Origin of the sequence: Burkholderia sp. AU6039, assembly GCF_002223365.1 — a bacterium.
Taxonomy (GTDB): domain Bacteria; phylum Pseudomonadota; class Gammaproteobacteria; order Burkholderiales; family Burkholderiaceae; genus Burkholderia.
Genome location: NZ_NKFK01000004.1, coordinates 516,239 through 531,376, shown reverse-complemented (window position 1 = coordinate 531,376; position 15,138 = coordinate 516,239). Strand labels below are relative to the sequence as shown.

The 15,138-nt window shown below is 68.4% G+C and carries 12 protein-coding genes; 6 read left to right on the top strand and 6 right to left on the bottom strand.

All coding sequences use genetic code 11. The features are described 5' to 3' along the window. Window positions 1-101 precede the first annotated feature (101 nt). The 4 genes from CFB39_RS15125 to rsmA are packed head-to-tail and all read left to right on the top strand — an operon-like array spanning window position 102 to window position 5,750. Window positions 102-2,462: an LPS-assembly protein LptD gene (locus tag CFB39_RS15125; RefSeq protein ID WP_089426294.1), complete on the top strand. Its 2,361-nt coding sequence runs from the start codon at window positions 102-104 to the stop codon at window positions 2,460-2,462. A gap of 51 nt (window positions 2,463-2,513) precedes the next feature. Beyond that, window positions 2,514-3,872 (top strand): peptidylprolyl isomerase, encoded by a 1,359-nt coding sequence (locus CFB39_RS15120; protein WP_089473534.1) that lies wholly within the window; start codon window positions 2,514-2,516, stop codon window positions 3,870-3,872. Between the two features lie 11 nt (window positions 3,873-3,883). Beyond that, entirely contained in the window at window positions 3,884-4,873 is a 990-nt protein-coding gene (gene pdxA / locus CFB39_RS15115; protein ID WP_089473533.1) for a 4-hydroxythreonine-4-phosphate dehydrogenase PdxA, read from the top strand. Window positions 4,874-4,922: 49 nt separating this feature from the next. Then, the gene (gene rsmA, locus CFB39_RS15110; protein WP_047852199.1) at window positions 4,923-5,750 is read left to right on the top strand and encodes a 16S rRNA (adenine(1518)-N(6)/adenine(1519)-N(6))-dimethyltransferase RsmA; all 828 of its coding nucleotides are present in this window, start codon (window positions 4,923-4,925) and stop codon (window positions 5,748-5,750) included. Between the two features lie 94 nt (window positions 5,751-5,844). Here the strand turns inward: rsmA and CFB39_RS15105 are convergent, their stop codons facing one another. Next, window positions 5,845-6,780: a DMT family transporter gene (locus CFB39_RS15105; protein ID WP_089473532.1), complete on the bottom strand. Its 936-nt coding sequence runs from the start codon at window positions 6,778-6,780 to the stop codon at window positions 5,845-5,847. Between the two features lie 395 nt (window positions 6,781-7,175). Here CFB39_RS15105 and gloA point away from each other — a divergent pair, with 395 nt between their 5' ends. Beyond that, on the top strand, window positions 7,176-7,565 hold the full coding sequence (gloA, locus tag CFB39_RS15100; RefSeq protein WP_089473531.1) for a lactoylglutathione lyase: 390 nt from the start codon (window positions 7,176-7,178) through the stop codon (window positions 7,563-7,565). 108 nt (window positions 7,566-7,673) lie between these two features. Here gloA and CFB39_RS15095 read toward each other — a convergent pair whose 3' ends face one another. From CFB39_RS15095 to glyQ, 5 genes are read right to left on the bottom strand one after another with little or no spacing between them, the layout of a single operon-like run. Then, complete coding sequence (locus tag CFB39_RS15095; RefSeq protein WP_071335291.1) at window positions 7,674-8,561, bottom strand: M48 family metallopeptidase; 888 nt, start codon at window positions 8,559-8,561, stop codon at window positions 7,674-7,676. 46 nt (window positions 8,562-8,607) lie between these two features. Continuing rightward, window positions 8,608-9,372: a 1-acyl-sn-glycerol-3-phosphate acyltransferase gene (locus CFB39_RS15090; protein ID WP_089473530.1), complete on the bottom strand. Its 765-nt coding sequence runs from the start codon at window positions 9,370-9,372 to the stop codon at window positions 8,608-8,610. 43 nt (window positions 9,373-9,415) lie between these two features. Further along, on the bottom strand, window positions 9,416-9,979 hold the full coding sequence (gene gmhB, locus CFB39_RS15085) for a D-glycero-beta-D-manno-heptose 1,7-bisphosphate 7-phosphatase (RefSeq protein ID WP_089426288.1): 564 nt from the start codon (window positions 9,977-9,979) through the stop codon (window positions 9,416-9,418). Window positions 9,980-9,989: 10 nt separating this feature from the next. Continuing rightward, entirely contained in the window at window positions 9,990-12,089 is a 2,100-nt protein-coding gene (gene glyS / locus CFB39_RS15080) for a glycine--tRNA ligase subunit beta (protein WP_089473529.1), read from the bottom strand. Between the two features lie 22 nt (window positions 12,090-12,111). After that, complete coding sequence (gene glyQ / locus CFB39_RS15075) at window positions 12,112-13,116, bottom strand: glycine--tRNA ligase subunit alpha (RefSeq protein ID WP_011885965.1); 1,005 nt, start codon at window positions 13,114-13,116, stop codon at window positions 12,112-12,114. A 321-nt stretch (window positions 13,117-13,437) separates the two neighbouring features. On the opposite strand from glyQ, the gene CFB39_RS15070 reads away from it, so the two are divergent. Beyond that, window positions 13,438-15,093, top strand: a complete 1,656-nt coding sequence (locus CFB39_RS15070; protein WP_089473528.1) for a hypothetical protein — start codon at window positions 13,438-13,440, stop codon at window positions 15,091-15,093. Window positions 15,094-15,138: the final 45 nt, after the last annotated feature.

Sequence of the window (15,138 nt, the reverse complement as noted above, 5' to 3'; positions counted from 1 at the left end):
CGGTTTGCGCTCAGCCGCAGTCGCGGTGCGACGGTGCGGCCTGCCGCGCGCGCATGTGCCGCGACGGCGCGGTTGACAAGGGGCGATTCGCCAAACGATAGATGCCGCCCAAACCGCTATTCCCGAATGTTTTCCCCGGTGACGGGGCGCCGCGCAAACGGCGGCTCGCGCTCGCACTCCTGGCCGTGCCCGGCCTCGTGCCGGCCGTGTCGTACGCGCAGCTGTCGGGCGCGGCCGCGCAGCCGCAGCCGCTCGACTCGCCGTGGGATCTGCGTCTCGCGCCCCAGCTCGAGGATCATCCGCTGAAGGACGGCGCGAAACCGGCCGCCTTCGTGATCGCCGACCATACGAGCGGCACGGCCGAGCAGGATCTCGCCGCGAAGGGTTCGGCCGAGCTGCGGCGCGGTGACGCCGTCGTGAAGGCCGACGCGATCCACTACGATCAGGATACCGACATGGCCGATGCGTACGGCCAGGTCAGGATCAACAATGCCGGCACGTCGTTCGCAGGCCCCGAGGCGCACCTGAAGATCGAGGCGAACCAGGGCTTCATGACGGCGCCGAAGTATCACTTCAACGTGACGGGCGGCTCGGGCAGCGCGGAACGCGTCGACATGGTCGACAACGAGCGCTCGGTGTTCGTCAACGGCACCTACACCGCGTGCCAGTGCTCGACGAACCCCGCGTGGTACATCAAGGGCAGCCGGTTCGACTTCGATACGGGTGCCGACGAAGGCACCGCGCGCAACGGCGTGCTGTTCTTCCAGGGCGTGCCGATCTTCGCGAGCCCGTGGATGACGTTCCCGCTGTCGGGCGAGCGGCGCAGCGGCCTGCTGCCGCCGACGTTCTCGATGGACTCGAAGAATGGCTTCGAGTTGACGCTGCCGTACTACTTCAACATCGCGCCGAACCGCGACCTGACGCTCACGCCGCGCATCATCTCGCGGCGCGGCGTGATGGCCGAGGCGACGTTCCGCTACCTGTCGCCGTCGTATTCGGGCACGTTTACGGCCAATTACCTGCCGGATGACCGGCTCGCGCACCGCAACCGCTACGCGATCTACTGGCAGCACCAGCAGAATTTCGGCGGCGGCTTCGGCGGCTACGTCTACTACAACAAGGTCTCGGACAACACGTATCCCGAAGACCTCGGGTCGGCGAACCAGTTCATCAACGGCACGCAGACGCTGTACCAGCAGGAAGCCGGTGTCACGTACAACAACGGCCCGTGGTCGGTGCTCGCGCGCTACCAGCACTGGCAGACGCTGCCGCCGTCGATCGCGCCGTACAGCCGCGAGCCGCAGTTGAACGTGAAGTACACGAAGTACAACGTCGGCGGCTTCGACTTCGGCGCGGAAGCCGACTATTCGCGGTTCCGCATCACGACGGCCGATGCGACGGAAGGCGACCGGATCGTCTTCAATCCGTACATTGCGTACGGCGTGTACGGCCCCGGCTACTTCGTCGTGCCGAAGGTCCAGTACCACTTCGCGTCGTACGACCTGAACTACCTGTCGTCGACCACGCCGAACAGCCCGAAGCGCTTCACCGAGTCGATCCCGACCGTGAGCTTCGATACGGGGCTGATCTTCGACCGCTCGGTGCGCCTGTTCGGCCAGGACTTCATCCAGACCCTCGAGCCGCGCCTGTACTACGTGTACACGCCGTATCGCGACCAGTCGAACGCACCGCTGTTCGACACCGCGGAGTCGGACTTCGGCCTCGCGGAGATCTACCAGCCGAATACGTTCGTCGGCAACGACCGGATCGCCGATGCGAACCGGATCACGGCCGGCCTCACGTCGCGCTTCATCGATCCGCGCACCGGCGACGAGCGTGCGCGTTTCGTGATCGCGCAGCAGTACTATTTCGCCGATCAGCGTGTCACGCTGAATTCCGGGCAGTCCGCCGTGCAGGCGCGTCACTCCGACCTGATCGTCGGCGCCGCGCTGAAGCTCGGCTCGGGCTTCATGTCGGAGACGGCGTTCCAGTACAACCAGAACAACAACCAGCTCGTGAAGTCGAGCGTCGGTTTCGGCTACAGCCCGGGCGAGCGCCGCGTGATCAACGTCGGCTACCGCTACACGCGATCGAACACCACGCTCGACAACCAGCCGATCAACCAGTTCCTGGTGTCCGCGCAATGGCCGCTCACGCGCCGCCTGTATGCGATCGGCCGCTTCAACTACGACCTCGCCGGCGATCGCGTGGTCGACGGTCTGGTCGGCTTACAATACGACGCGGACTGCTGGGCGCTCGGGGTCGGGGTGCAGCGGGCGGCGAACGGCATCAATTCGTCGGGACAGCAGAGTTCGTCGACGCGAGTCATGATGCAGCTGACGCTCAAGGGCCTGTCGACCGTCGACAACGGCCTCGTGTCGGCGTTCCGCGCCGGGGTGCCGGGCTACACGCCGCTGCCGCCGCCGCCGCCGCCGATGTCCCGCTTCAGCAACTACGAGTAACGCCGGCTTGTCTGCACCGGTCAGCACGATTTCAATGGAGTTCCAGTGGCAATGAAGAAAACCCTTCGTTTCGCGGCAGTCGTGTCCAGCCTCGCTGCGGCCTCCGCGCTGCTCGCCGCCGCGCCGGCCGCGGCGCAGGCGCTCGGTTCGCAAGGTGCGCAGCTCGCCGACGAAGTCGTCGCGGTCGTCAACAACGACGTGATCACGGGCCGCGAACTCGACCAGCGTGCCGGCCTGATCGCGCGCCGGTTGCAGCAGCAGAACGCACCGGTGCCGCCGACCGACCAGTTGCGCGCGCAGGTGCTGAACCAGATGGTGCTCGAGCGTATCCAGGTGCAGAAGGCCAAGGACGACGGGATCCGCATCGACGACGCGACCGTGCAGGCCACGCTGCAGCGTCTCGCGCAGGCGAACGGCATGACGCTCGAGCAGTACCGCGCGCGTCTCGAGGCGCAAGGCGTGCCCTGGAGCATCTTCACGAGCGACGCGCGTACCGAACTGATGCTGTCGAAGCTGCGCGAGCGCGAGGTCGACGGCAAGATCACCGTGTCGGACGCCGAGGTCGCGAACTACATCGCGAGCCAGCGCGGGCCGAGTGCGTCGCAACAGCAGGACCTGCGCTTCCAGCACATCTTCATCAAGGCGCCGACCAACGCGCCGCAGGCCGACATCGAAGCCGCGCAGAAGAAGGCTGACGCGTTGCTGCAGCAGGCGAAGTCGGGCGCCGACTTCGAGAAGCTCGCGAAGAACAATTCGGAAGCGAACGACGCGAAGAAGGGCGGCGACCTCGGCTTCAAGGCGCCGAGCGCGCTGCCGGCCGACGTCGTCGATGCCGCATCGAAGCTGCGCCCGGGCCAGGTCAACCCGACGCTGATCCGCGTGCCGGACGGCTTCGAGATCGTGCGCCTCGTCGATCGTCGCCAGAGCCAGGGCGCGTCCGCCGCGGCACCGAAGATCGTGCAGACGCACGTACGCCACATCCTGTTGCGCGTGGGCGAAGGCAAGTCGGAAGGCCAGGCGCGCCAGCAACTGGCCGACATCCGCAACCAGGTCGAGGCCGGCGGCGATTTCGCGAAGTTCGCGCGTACCTACTCGCAGGACGGGTCGGCGTCGCAAGGCGGCGATCTCGGCTGGATCAGCCCGGGCGAGACCGTGCCGGAATTCGAACGCGCGATGAACAACCTGCAGGACGGCCAGGTCAGCCAGCCGATCCGTACCGAGTACGGCTATCACCTGATCCAGGTGCTGAGCCGCCGCGAAGCGGAAGGCTCGGTGCAGCAGCAGATGGATATCGCGCGTCAGGCGATCGGCCAGCGCAAGGCCGAGCAGGCGTATGCCGACTGGCTGCGCGAGCTGCGCGATTCGTCGTACGTGCAGTACAAGATCGGCGGCGTCGGCCCGGCGAACTGAGCGAGCTTCAGATGACCGCACCCGCGCTGCAGATCGCGATCACGACTGGCGAACCCGCGGGGGTCGGCCCGGAGCTGACCGTGCAGGCGCTGCGTGATGCCGCGCAGCGCTGGCCCGACGCGCATTTCACCGTGCTCGGCGATGCGGCGCTGCTCGATGTGCGCGCGGCGGCCGTCGGCGCCGACCGGGCCACGCTGGCCGGCGGCGGGCCGGTGTCGGTCGCGCATCACGCGCTCGCCGTGTCCGTGCAGGCGGGCAAGCTGGACGCCGCGAACGGCCCGTACGTGCTCGGGTTGCTCGATGCGGCGATCGACGGTGCGCTGGCAAGCCGGTACGATGCGATCGTCACCGCGCCGCTGCAGAAGAGCACCATCAACGATGCGGGCGTGCCGTTCACCGGCCATACCGAATACCTGGCGGAGCGCACGCATACGCCGCGGGTCGTGATGATGCTGGCCGGTACCGGCCACCGGCCGCTGCGCGTCGCGCTCGCGACCACGCACCTGCCGCTGAAGGACGTGTCCGCCGCACTCACGGTCGACGGGCTCGTCGAGACACTCGCGATCATCGATCGCGACCTGCGGCGCGACTTCGGTCTCGCCGCACCGCGCATCCTCGTGACGGGCCTGAACCCGCACGCGGGCGAGAACGGTTATCTCGGCCGCGAGGAGATCGACGTGATCTCGCCGGCGCTGGCCCGCGCGAACGCGCAGGGCATCGACGCGCGCGGCCCGTATCCGGCCGACACGCTGTTCCAGCCGCGCCATCTCGCGGACGCCGATTGCGTGCTCGCGATGTTCCATGACCAGGGCCTGCCCGTGCTGAAGTATGCGACGTTCGGCGAGGGCATCAACGTGACGCTCGGGCTGCCGATCATCCGGACGTCGGTCGATCACGGCACGGCACTCGATCTGGCCGGCACCGGCCGCGCGGATCCGGGCAGCATGATCGCCGCGCTCGACACGGCCGTCACGATGGCGCGTCATCGCCGCACGGCCTGACGCGGCCCGGCTTCACCTCTTTCGTCGTATTTTTCGTTTTACTCAGTCGATGTCGAACAGCAGACAGCACCAAGGCCATTTCGCGCGCAAGCGCTTCGGGCAGAACTTCCTCGTCGATCACGGCGTGATCGACTCGATCGTCTCGACGATCGGCCCCGCGCGCGGCCAGCGCATGGTCGAGATCGGCCCCGGGCTCGGCGCGCTGACCGAGCCGCTGATCGAGCGCCTCGCGACGCCCGAGTCGCCGCTGCATGCGGTCGAGCTCGACCGCGACCTGATCGGGCGCCTGCAGCAACGGTTCGGCGCGCTGCTCGAACTGCATGCCGGCGACGCGCTCGCGTTCGACTTCCGGTCGCTCGCGGCGCCTGGCGACAAGCCGTCGTTGCGGATCGTCGGCAACCTGCCGTACAACATTTCCAGCCCGCTGCTGTTTCACCTGATGACGTTCGCCGATGCGGTCATCGACCAGCATTTCATGTTGCAGAACGAAGTCGTCGAGCGGATGGTCGCGGAGCCGGGCACGAAGGCATTTTCGCGTCTGTCGGTGATGCTGCAGTACCGCTACGTGATGGAGAAGATGCTCGACGTGCCGCCGGAATCGTTCCAGCCGCCGCCGAAGGTCGATTCGGCGATCGTCCGGATGATTCCGTACGAACCGCATGAACTGCCGGACGTCGATCCCGTGCTGCTCGGCGAAATCGTCACCGCCGCGTTCTCGCAGCGCCGCAAGATGCTGCGCAATACGCTCGGCGACTATCGCGAGACGATCGATTTCGACGCGCTCGGCTTCGATCTCGCACGCCGTGCGGAGGACGTGAGCGTGGCCGAATACGTCGGCGTCGCGCAGGCGCTCGCGGCGGTGCGCAAGGCCGGTTGAGGCCGGTCACGCGAGCCGGACCGGATGTGACGAAGAGGCTGCCCTGCGAGGCAGCTTTTTTGTTGCGTGGGCGCGCGCGTGCTGCGCCGGGTCGTCAAGCCCGCCGGCGCGGCGGCGCGTTGACGAGCGCGATGCCGGTCAGCACGAGCGCGGCCGCGGACATGAAGCGCCAGCCGACCGATTCGCCGAGCAGCAGCACGCCGAACGCGACGCCGAACAGCGGCGACAGGAACGTGAAGACGGACAGCCGCGACGCACTGTAGCGCGTCAGCAGCCAGAACCACGACAGGTAGCTGACGAACGCGACGATCACCGACTGGTACGCGAGGCTCGCCACCGCGACCGGCGTGACCTGCGCAAACGACACCTGGCCGAACAGGGCGGCAAGCGCGACCAGCACGACCGCCGATACCGCGAGCTGGTAGAACAGCGTCTTGCTTGCACTCGCCCGCGCGAGCGCCGTCGAGCGCACGACGACCGTCGTCGCGGCCCACATCGCGCCGCCGAGGATCCCGAGCGCGTCGCCGGCGAGCCCGGCCAGCACCGATGCGCCGGGGGCGCGCGGTTTCAGGAAGCCGTCCGCGAACGCGAGCGCGATGCCGGCGAATGCCAGGCCGACGCCGGCCCACTGCGTGCGCTGCAGCCGTTCGCCCGGGGCGAACAGGTGCAGGCCGAGCGCGGTGAAGCAGGGCGCCGTGTAGAGGAAGATCGCCATGTGCGATGCACTCGTCAGCGTCAGCCCGAAGAACACGCAGATGAATTCGCCGGCGAACAGTGCCCCGGCCGCGAGGCCCGCGCCGAACGTGCCGTCCGCCTGGAACAGCGGCGTACCGCGCGAGCGGGCCCAGCCCCACAGCAGCACCGCCGCGATCACCGAGCGCAGCCCGGCCTGGAACATCGGTGCAATCGCGGCGTTCGTGCTCTTGATCGCGACCTGCTGGAAGCCCCAGATCGCGCACAGCAGCAGCATCAGGCCGACGGCGCGCATGTCGAGCGCGCGGCGCACGGGGGCGGCGGCGAGCGTGGTCATCGGCGAACCTCGCCGGTTCGGCGCGGCAGCTGCATGATCGGGAGGGCGGCGCATCCGGCGCGCTCGAATCGGCGGTTTCGCACGGCAGTGTGGGTGTCTCGGGGGAGGGGTGGTCGCGTTCGGGCAGGGGGTTGCATGCCCGTTTTTGGTGCGAGGTGGAAGGATGTTACCCGATCGGCGCAGTCGCCGGGCGAGCCGGATCGTGCCGTTTTCCGCCGTTGTGCTCGCGCCGGTTGGTGTCGACGGATCGTATTGGCGCACTCGGGCGAGGCGCGTCCGGCTGGACGCTCGCGGACGGCCGCAGCCAGGCGCCCCCCGGCTAGGCGCCCCCGGCGAAATTCACCCGACTCTGGTAGAGTTCCCGGTTCTGGAAAGTCCCCACAGGAGTACAACACATGCGATTTCTGCATACGATGCTGCGAGTCGGCGATCTCGACCGCTCGATCAAGTTCTACACCGAATTGCTCGGCATGAAGGTGCTGCGCCGCGACGACTATCCGGAAGGCAAGTTCACGCTCGCATTCGTCGGCTACGGCGATGAAAGCGACAACACGGTGATCGAGCTGACCCATAACTGGGATACGCCGGCCTACGATCTCGGCAACGCCTTCGGCCACCTCGCGCTCGAAGTCGACGATGCGTACAAGGCCTGCGAGCAGATCAAGGCGCAAGGCGGCAAGGTCACGCGCGAAGCGGGCCCGATGAAGCACGGCACGACCGTGATCGCGTTCGTCGAGGATCCGGACGGCTACAAGATCGAGTTCATCCAGAGGAAGGCGCACTGAGCGCCGGATGAGCCGGGCTGCGGTGTGCGAGGTGCGCCGCGGCAGAAAAAAAGGGCGATGCGGGGTGACCCGCATCGCCCTTTTTCGTTGGCGGCGACGCCGTGCGCGTCACAGCGACGGCAGCAACTCGGGCGGGTGATGCTTGAGCGTATGCCGCGCTTCGCGGAACTCGGGGAAGATCGATTCGACGGTTTGCCAGAAGGCCGGGCTGTGGTTCATCTCGCGCAGGTGCGACAGCTCGTGCGCGACGACGTAGTCGATGATCGACATCGGGAAATGGATCAGCCGCCAGTTCAGCCGGATCTTGCCGTCGCTCGAGCAGCTGCCCCAGCGCGTCGCGGCCGACGACAGCGCGTACATCGAATACGTGACGCCGAGTTTCTCCGCATAGACGGCGAGGCGTTCGCCGAAGATCCGCTTGGCTTCGCCCTGCAGCCAGCCCTGCACACGATCCTTGATCTGCTGCATGTCGGCCTGCACGGGCAGCGGCAGCGAGAGCCGCAGCGCATCGGCATCGAACGCGACGGCGCCCGCGCCGAGCGCGATCGTCACCGTCTTGCCGAGATAGGGAAGCGCCGCGCCGTCGCGCCAGTCGATCTGCGGCAGCGCGCGCTGTTCGGTGCGCGTCTTCCACTCCGCGAGCTTCGCGAAGATCCAGCGCTGTTTCTCGGAGATCGCGGCTTCGATGTCGGCGAGGGTGACCCAGCGCGGCGCGGTGATCGACAGCCCGCTGCCGTCGATCGTGAAGCCGATCGTGCGGCGCGCGGAGCGCTTCAGGCGGTATTCGAGCACGCGGCTGTCGAGCGCGAACGTGCGCACGCGCGAGCGGTCGGGCGCCGGGCCCGGATCGAGGGGCGCCGCGGGTGCCGCTTCGGGCGGCGCCGGCGGCGTGGCGGGCGCCGACGGTGCGGCGGCCGGCCCGTCGAAGAGCGGCAGATCCATCTGGCGATGATCGAGGGCCACGACGGCAGGCCGTGGCCGCGGACGCTGTTTCATCAGTTCGCTTCTTTTTGTCGTACGCAACGGCTGCAACCTGGGGGCGTCAGACACGCGCGGCATCGCGCGTGCCCGCATTGCCCGCCTGGCGATACGAATCGGGATCGATCCGGCGCATTTCCGCTTCGATCCATGCTTCGACCTGCGAGTTCAATGCATCGGGCGTCAACCCTTCGCTCGCGATCGGCTTGCCGATCGACACGGTGACGACGCCCGGGAATTTCGTGAACGAATTGCGCGGCCACACCCGACCTGCATTGTGCGCGATCGGCACGACCGGTGCGCCGGTTTCGATCGCGAAGCGCGCGCCGCCCGTCTTGTACTTGCCTTGCTTGCCGACCGGCGTGCGCGTGCCTTCCGGGAACATGATCATCCATGCGCCTTCCGACAGGCGCTTCTTGCCCTGGCGGATCACCGACGTGAACGCGTTCTTGCCTTCCTTGCGGTTGATGTTGACCATGTGCAGCATCCCGAGCGCCCAGCCGAAGAACGGCACGTACAGCAGCTCGCGCTTGAACACGTAGCAAAGCGGCCTCGGCATCAGCGCCGGAAACGCGAGCGTCTCCCACGCGGACTGGTGCTTCGACAGCAGCACCGCCGGGCCGTCGGGCAGGTTCTCGTACCCTTCGATCCGGTAGCGGATGCCGTTCAGCCAGCGCACGACCCACAGCGTCGACTTGCACCAGCCGGCGGCCATCCAGTAGCGCGCGTCGGAGCGCATGAACGGAAAGGCGATGAAGCACGCGGTGGCGTACGGCACCGTGTACAGGACGAAGTAGATCAGCAGCAGCAGGGAGCGGACGAAGCGCATCGGCGTAAGTCTGGCGTTAGGGAGGATGCGCGCGGCGGCTGCATCACTCGTGTTCGTGTGAAAGGAAATCGAGCGCGAACGCGCGCAGGTCGTCGTGGACCTTCGTGCCGGGCGGCAGGTTGCCGGCGGCGAGCGTCTTCTTGCCCTTGCCGGTGAGCACGAGGTGCGGCTGGAAGCCGACCGCGACGCCGGCCTGCAGGTCGCGCAGCGAATCGCCGACGACCGGCGTGTGATCGGGATCGATCTCGAAGCGCTCGGCGATCATCTGCATCATGCCGGGTTTCGGCTTGCGGCAGTCGCAGTGATCCTCGGCCGTGTGCGGGCAGAAGAACACCGCGTCGATACGTGCGCCGACCGCGGCCGCCGCGCGATGCATCTTCAGATGCATCTCGTTGAGCGCGGCCATGTCGAACAGCCCGCGACCGATGCCGGACTGGTTGGTCGCGACCACCACGCGATACCCCGCGTGGTTGAGCCGGGCGATCGCCTCGAGGGCGCCGGGCAGCGCGATCCATTCGTCGGGCGTCTTGATGAACGCATCCGAATCGACGTTGATCACGCCGTCCCGGTCGAGGACGACGAGCTTTCGGTTGGGGCTGGTCGGCATCGTGCGGCCCTTATGCGGCGAGCTTCGAGATGTCGGCGACGCAGTTCATCTGCTGGTGCAGCGCGGACAGCAGCGCGAGACGGTTCGCGCGCAGTGCCGGATCTTCCGCGTTGACCATCACGTCGTTGAAGAACGTGTCGACCGGTGCGCGCAGCGCGGCGAGCGCCGACAGCGCGCCCGTGTACGCACGTGCCTCGAGCTGCGACTGCACGTGCGGCGTCACGGCCGCGAGCTGTTCGTGCAGCGCCTTCTCGGCGGCCTCGACGAGCAGCGTCGGCTGCACCGTGCCGTTCGCGCCGCCTTCCGACTTCTTCAGGATGTTCGAGATCCGCTTGTTCGCGGCCGCGAGCGCTTCGGCTTCCGCGAGGCGCGTGAACTCGCGCACCGCGTCGAGGCGCGCGACGAGATCGTCGACACGCGTCGGGTTCAGGCTCAGCACCGCGTCGATTTCGCCGGCCGAATAGCCACGCTCGCGCAGCAGGCCGCGCAGGCGATCCATGAAGAACGCGAGAATCGCATCGGTCGATTCGGCCACGCCCGGCACGCCTTCGAAGCGTGCATGGGCCGTGCGCAGCAGCGACACGAGATCGAGCGGCAGCTGCTTCTCGAGCAGCAGGCGCAGCACGCCGAGCGCGTGGCGGCGCAGCGCGAACGGATCCTTCTCGCCGGTCGGCGCGAGGCCGATGCCCCAGATGCCGACGATCGTCTCGAGCTTGTCGGCCAGCGCGACGGCGGTCGACACGGGCGTGGTCGGCAGGGCGTCGCCGGAGAAGCGCGGCTGGTAGTGCTCGGCGCAGGCGAGCGCGACGTCGTCGGCTTCGCCGTCGTGGCGCGCGTAGTACGTGCCCATCGTGCCCTGCAGTTCCGGGAACTCGCCGACCATGTCGGTCAGCAGGTCGGCCTTCGCGAGACGCGCGGCGCGCTTCGCGTGCGTGGCGTCGGCACCGATCGCGGGGGCGATCTCGCCGGCCAGCGCCTCGAGGCGCTCGACGCGTGCGAGCGCCGAACCGAGCTTGTTGTGATACACGACGTTCGCGAGCTGCGGCACGCGCTCGGCGAGCGGCTTCTTCTTGTCCTGCTCGAAGAAGAACTTCGCATCGGCGAGGCGCGGGCGCACGACGCGCTCGTTGCCTTCGATGATCTCGCCCGGCGTCTTCGTCTCGATGTTCGACACGATCAGGAAGCGCGAGCGCAGCTTGCCGGCGACGTCGGTCAGCGCGAAATACTTCTGGTTGGTTTGCATCGTGAGGATCAGGCATTCCTGCGGGACCTGCAGGAATTCGTCCTCGAAGCGGCACGGGTAGACGACCGGCCATTCGACCAGCGACGTCACTTCGTCGAGCAGCGACTCGGGCATCACGACCGTATCGCCGTTCGCGTGCTCGTTCAGCTGCGTGCGGATCGTTTCGCGGCGATCGGCGAAGTGCGCGATCACGCGGCCCTTGTCGCGCAGCGTGTCGGCGTAGCTGCGCGCATGCTGGATCGCGACGAGGCCGTCGGACAGGAAGCGGTGGCCGAGCGTGGTGTCGCCGGCGTCGACGCCGAATGCGGTGACGGGCACGATGCGATCGTCGTGCAGCACCGTCAGGCGGTGCACCGGGCGCACGAACTTCACGTCGGAGCCGTCCGGGCGCTGGTAGGTCATCACCTTCGGGATCGGCAGCTTCTCGAGCGTTTCGTCGAGCGCGGCCTGCAGGCCGTCGGCGAGCGTCGCGCCGGCTGCCGAATAGTTGATGAAGAACGCTTCGGCCTTGCCGTCCTGCGCGCGCTCGAGATCGGCGATCGACAGGTTCGGGTGGCCGAGCGCCGCGAGCTTCTTCGCGAGCGGCGCGGTCGGCTTGCCTTCGGCGTCGAGCGCGACCGACACGGGCAGGACCTTTTCGCGGACCTGCTTTTCAGGGGCGACGGCGCGCACGTTCTGCACGACGACGGCGAGGCGGCGCGGCGTGGCGTAGCGTTCGAACACGAGTTCGCCTTCGATGAGGTCGCGCGCCGCGAGGCGTTGCGCGAGACCTTCGGCGAATGCGTCGCCGAGGCGCGCGAGGGCCTTCGGCGGCAGCTCTTCGGTCAGCAGTTCGACGAGCAGGGGGGCGGGATGATTGTGCGTCATGATTGGAATGAATCTCGTCTCGTCAGTCCTGATCGATCTTGCGTTCGACCTTGAGCGGCGGCGCCCACGCCGGCTGTGCGGCGTCCTGGGCGTCGGTGGTGAGGCCCGGCACGCCCGGCGGGTTGCCGAGCATCGGGAAGCCGAGCTTCTCGCGCGAGTCGTAGTAAGCCTGCGCGACGAGACGCGACAGCGCGCGGATGCGGCCGATGTACGCCGCGCGCTCGGTGACCGAGATCGCGCCGCGCGCATCGAGCAGGTTGAACGTGTGGCCGGCCTTCAGCACGAGCTCGTACGCGGGCAGCGCGAGCTGCGCGTCGATCATCTTCTTCGCTTCCGCTTCGTAGCTGTTGAAGAACGTGAACAGCAGGTCGACGTTCGCGTGCTCGAAGTTGTAGGTCGATTGCTCGACCTCGTTCTGGTGGTAGACGTCGCCGTACGACAGGCGGCGCAGCTCGGGGCCGTTCGGGCCTTGCTCTTCCCACTCGGTCCACACGAGGTCGTACACGTTCTCGACCTTCTGCAGGTACATCGCGAGGCGCTCGAGGCCGTACGTGATCTCGCCGAGCACCGGCTTGCAGTCGAGGCCGCCGACCTGCTGGAAATACGTGAACTGCGTGACTTCCATCCCGTTCAGCCACACTTCCCAGCCGAGGCCCCACGCGCCGAGCGTCGGGTTTTCCCAGTCGTCTTCGACGAAGCGCACGTCGTTCTGCTGCAGGTCGAAGCCGAGCGCCTCGAGCGAGCCGAGGTACAGGTCGAGGATGTTTTCCGGCGCCGGCTTGAGCACGACCTGGTACTGGTAGTAGTGCTGCAGGCGGTTCGGGTTCTCGCCGTAGCGGCCGTCCTTCGGGCGGCGCGACGGCTGCACGTACGCGGCGCGCCACGGCTCGGGGCCAACCGCGCGCAGGAACGTGTGGACGTGCGAGGTGCCCGCGCCGACTTCCATGTCGATGGGCTGGAGCAGGGCGCAACCCTGCTTGTCCCAGTAGGACTGCAGCGTCAGGATGATTTGCTGAAACGTAAGCATGAAGAGCCTTCGTGGCGCTGGCGCTCCGTTGCGGGCGGCGCTCCGGGCGGGGCCCGGAGGGTCGGCTCGCGCGGCGGCGCGGCTTGTTAGTGTGCTGAAACGCGTAATTTTACCGGATCGGCGAGCGGATGCGGCCGGAACGCGGGCGGGCACACCGTCGGCCCCGTCCGGGCGGCCCGCGCGGGCGTGACCGATGCCCGCCGGGCGGCTGCGCGCGGCCTGTCGTGACGCGCGTGCCGCGCGGCTTCGCGCGGGCGTTAAGATGCGCGTATTGCGGTGCGCGCGACGCGTGCCGCGCCACCGCTAGCCGATTCCGACTGCATGGACGATTCGACCGACATCCTCATTCCGCTGCTTCCGCCCTTCCTCGCGCTGCTCGGGCAGGCCGCCGATGCGCAGGCGCGCGGCGAACATGCCGCGCACGATCTGTGGCTCGCCGCCGCCGCGCAGCTGCATGCGGTCGACGCCGATGCGCTCGCGCAACTCACCGGCGCGCTCGTCTCGCGGCAGCGTACGGCCGATGCGCTCGCGCTCGCCGAATGCGCGGCGCGCGTGCAGCCGGGCGCGACCGCGTACTTCAACCACGGCTACGCACTGCAGATGGCGGGCCGCCACGCGGACGCCGTGGCGCCGTATCGCGCGGCGCTCGCGCTCGATGCCGACCGGCCGTCGCTGCGCAACAACCTCGCGATCGCGCTGCGGCTGTCGGGCAGCGGCCGCGCGGAGGAGATCGCGCTGCTCGAAGCGGCGGTGCGCTTCGATCCACGCGACGTGCAGGCGTGGATCAATCTCGTCGTCGCGCGGCTCGCGACGCACGACCTGGACGCCGCGCTCGCGTGCGCGGCGCGGCTCGTCGAGCTCGCGCCCGACAACGCGCTCGCGATGAACAACGTCGCGCTGGCGATGAAGGAGGCGCAGCGCTGGGACGACGCCGAGCGCTACGCGGCACGCGCGTGCGAGCTGGCGCCCGACGACGCGTCGTACCGTTTCAACCTGGCGATCATCCAGCTCGTGCGCGGCAACGTCGCGGCCGGCTGGCGCGGCCACGAGGCGCGCTGGGACGGCGCGGGCGAATTGCGCGGCCGCCGGCCGGTGCTGCCGGGCCCGCGCTGGCAGGGCGAGCCGCTCGCCGGCAAGACACTGCTCGTGTGGGGCGAGCAGGGGCTCGGCGACGTGCTGCAGTTCTGCCGCTTCGTCGCGCCGCTCGCCGAGCGCGTGCACCGCGAGGGCGGCAGGCTCGTCTGGAATACGTTCCCGCTGGTGGGCACGCTGATGCAGCGCAGCCTCGGCGCGCATGCGGACGCATTCAGCGCGGGCGGCGGCATCGAATCGCTGCCGGCCTTCGATTACGAAGTGCCGCTGATCGGCCTGCCGCTGATGCTCGGCATGGAAGCATCGACGCTCGCGTCGTCGGTGCCCTACCTGCGGGCCGATCCGCATGCGCGCGATGCGTGGCGCGCGCGGCTCGCGGGCGACCGCCGGCTGAAGGTCGGGCTCGTGTGGACGGGCAGCGCGGGGCACCAGCGCAATCCGTTCCGGCGGGTCGGGCTCGAGCGCTATGCCGACGCGTTCCGCGGGATCGACGGCGTCGCGTTTTATTCGCTGCAGCCGGGCGCGAACGCGGATGTCGAGGCGGCGCGCGCGGCGGGCTTCGCGATCGAGGACGTCACGGCGGAACTGACGAGCTTCGACGATACGGCTGCGTTCATCGGCGCGCTGGATCTGGTGATCACCGTGTGCACGTCGGTCGCACACCTGGCGGGTGCGCTCGGCGCGCGCACCTGGGTGCTGCTCGACGTGAATCCGCACTGGCCGTGGCTGCTCGAACGCAAGGACAGCCCGTGGTACCCGAGCGCGACGTTGTACCGGCAACCGGTGTTCGGCGCGTGGGCGCCGGTGATGGAGGAGGTGAGCCGCGACCTGCGGCGCCTCGCCGCGCAGCCGGTTCAATCGGAGGAGTCGACCCGGCAGGCTTGAGCGGCCGGCCGTTTCGCGGCCGCGGGCCGCCGCTGCATGTTGCAG